At 41.5% G+C, this 2,615-nt stretch carries 3 protein-coding genes; all 3 read right to left on the reverse strand.

Annotated features, from left to right (window positions below):
* Positions 1-64: 64 nt before the first annotated feature.
* From B2X72_RS15265 to aat, 3 genes are read right to left on the reverse strand one after another with little or no spacing between them, the layout of a single operon-like run.
* Positions 65-715: a hypothetical protein gene (locus B2X72_RS15265; RefSeq protein ID WP_159731357.1), complete on the reverse strand. Its 651-nt coding sequence runs from the start codon at positions 713-715 to the stop codon at positions 65-67.
* Between the two features lie 2 nt (positions 716-717).
* Positions 718-1,806, reverse strand: a complete 1,089-nt coding sequence (locus B2X72_RS15270; protein ID WP_286850405.1) for an aminotransferase class V-fold PLP-dependent enzyme — start codon at positions 1,804-1,806, stop codon at positions 718-720.
* Positions 1,799-2,446: a leucyl/phenylalanyl-tRNA--protein transferase gene (gene aat / locus B2X72_RS15275; protein ID WP_075990926.1), complete on the reverse strand. Its 648-nt coding sequence runs from the start codon at positions 2,444-2,446 to the stop codon at positions 1,799-1,801. The genes B2X72_RS15270 and aat overlap by 8 nt, the downstream gene beginning before the upstream one ends.
* Positions 2,447-2,615: the final 169 nt, after the last annotated feature.

The raw sequence follows: 2,615 nt of genomic DNA on the forward strand, positions 1-2,615 counted from the left end.
TCTTTCTGGCCAATAAGATCAAGCAGTTTCAGAAAAAAAATAAGCTAGATGAAATTCATCTAGCTTATTTTTTGTTTGGACGATGCGGTACGAAATGACTTTTCAGCTTGTCCAGTCCTAAATCCTCTTCAATCTTATCCAGTTCGTAAGACCATATTTTTTCATCCAAAATTTCGTTAAGGACTTTTGGATTAGTAAGATCTACAGGACGTACACGTTGTTCTCTGTTGATTGGTGAGGTCAGTTCCTGCAAACTGCCGCTATGCCGTATGATCTGAAAACGGAAGGTAGGCCATTTACCAACATTTGCAAAGTTGCCTGTATAAAACTGCATAGAGTCGTGCGGTGGTATCTTATTACTGAAAATACCTTTCACTTTATTCGCTGTCGCTTCAGATACAGATACCAGGAGTTCAAAGCTCGTTTCATTGATGATGTGTAATTTGGCAAGTCCATCTTTGTGATCTCCCGAGATTGCCAAAAGTATTCCTTTTTCGATAAATCGATGTGGTGTCAGTGGTGTCGCATGCTGGTCAAGTTCATCATCTGCGCGACGCATATTACCGAAGACAAGGGTGATTTTATCCATTGGCACCGGAATCTCAAAACCGGTGTCGTCTGTAACGCCTACAATATCGTTGGGCTGCATGGATGTGATATGCCCCTCAATGGGTTCATCGACAAACCGTACTAAGTCGCCTATTCTAAATTTCATGTTTACTTTACTTTTGTGTCAATAATATATAGTAGCTTTTCAAGATCCGCGTGATCATTGTATAAATGAAATCCGACACGGATTCCCGAACCTCGGGGAAAGCATTTTATGCCCTCATCCAGGAGTGTTTGATAATTGTCTGGGTTGATCTGAATATTGAAAATATTACTCTGTGGACGTCTATTGATGATGCTGTCCAATAACAGTTTTCTGTCGGCAAGTTCTGTGCGGGCATCTTCGATCAATTTTTGGGTATAGGCCACAGTTTCGGCAAAGCCCCATTCCTCCAATTGAAGAAGAGACTGCTGTAGCGTTCCGTGCGATAGTGTGTCCAAATGCCCTGGTTCAAAACAGAGTTGTACCACAGATTTATTCATCCATTGATTGTTGAGGAAGCTGTAATTTTTTTGGATATCCGCATAAAGCATCGCTTTGAGTCTTTCACTTAAGAGGACAAAGCCATTACCAAAGCCAGCCATAAGCCATTTGTATCCACTTGATAATACGGCGTCAAAGCCAGAAAGTGCGAAATCAAAAAGATCTGTCCCTAAGTATTGGGTGCCGTCGCCTACAATCAACAACTCGGGATGCTGATGCTTTAATTCCTGTATGAAGGATAGATCTATTTTTAACCCCGAAATATATTGAACAATGGAAAGGATGAGAACATCTGGTTTGAATGTTGCTATTGTGTCCAATAAATTCGTTTCCAATTGTTCGTCCATCGTGACAAATTGGTGTTCAAAACCACTTAATATCGTCGGAAAATTAACGGAAGGATAATCATTATTCAGTAATAAAACCTTAGCTTGTTTTGGTAAACCTGCCAATAGCGCATTGAAGGCAAAGGAAAAACAACTTGATAAGAAGACATTTTGGGAAGGGCAATTGAAAAATTTACCGAGCGTATCCCGACAGGCATCTAAAGTTGCACCTTGCTGTTCACGTAAGGTGCTGTTCGCGTCGAAGAAATCTTGGTCTCTTTTGGCGCGCCAGGCCTTTGTTTCACGTGAAAGTAAGCCGGATCCTGGTGTGGTGAGGTAAGTTACCGCTGAAGCGATGTCAAAATGTTTACGATAGGGACTACTCATGTCTTTGGTCTTTTGTTAGTATTGCTAAATAATCTGTCAAGGAGAGGTATTCTCCGCCCATGCTTTCCAAATGATCTGTGTGAAATTGGCAATCAATTAAACAAAGTTCAATTTCTTGGGCGAGATAAATCAGAGCCGCTTTCGAAGCGTTGGCGACTTTTGAAAACATGCTTTCGCCACAAAAGACACCATTGATTAACACACCATAAAGCCCCCCAACCAGTATACTATCTTGCCAAACTTCCACCGAATGTGCATAACCCAGCTCCGCAAGTTTACTATATGCTTCGATCATGTCCTGTGTTATCCAGGTTCCAGTCTGATCTTTTCTATTCATAGTTGCGCAAAGCTGAATGACTTCTTTAAAGCTGCGGTCTATCGATAAGGAAAATGTTTTTTTCCGGAGAACACTCGCCATGCTCTTGCTGATCTTGATCTTGGACGGATCGATCACAAATCGGGGATTTGGGGCATACCAAAGTATCGGGCTATCATCACTGAACCAGGGGAAAATTCCGTTACTATAGGCCAGTAGCAAACGATCTACCGAAAGATCTCCTCCTACGGCGAGTAAACCATCTTCTTCTGCATAGCTTGGGTGTGGAAACTCCAGTCTTTTCGTATCCAGTTCAAATACCATGGTTATTTAACATGCTGCGATAGATGGTACTATTCTGGTTGACGCGGTTCTTTGCCTATCTCTTCAAATAGTTTATCCATGTGTTCAACATATTCGTTGGTATCATCGAGGAAGAACTCCAATTGAGGAACAATCTTTACCTGGTTCTTAATTTTTGCACCCAGTTTGT

The organism is Sphingobacterium sp. UBA7253 (genome assembly GCF_002472745.1).
Classification (GTDB): Bacteria; Bacteroidota; Bacteroidia; order Sphingobacteriales; family Sphingobacteriaceae; genus Sphingobacterium; species Sphingobacterium siyangense.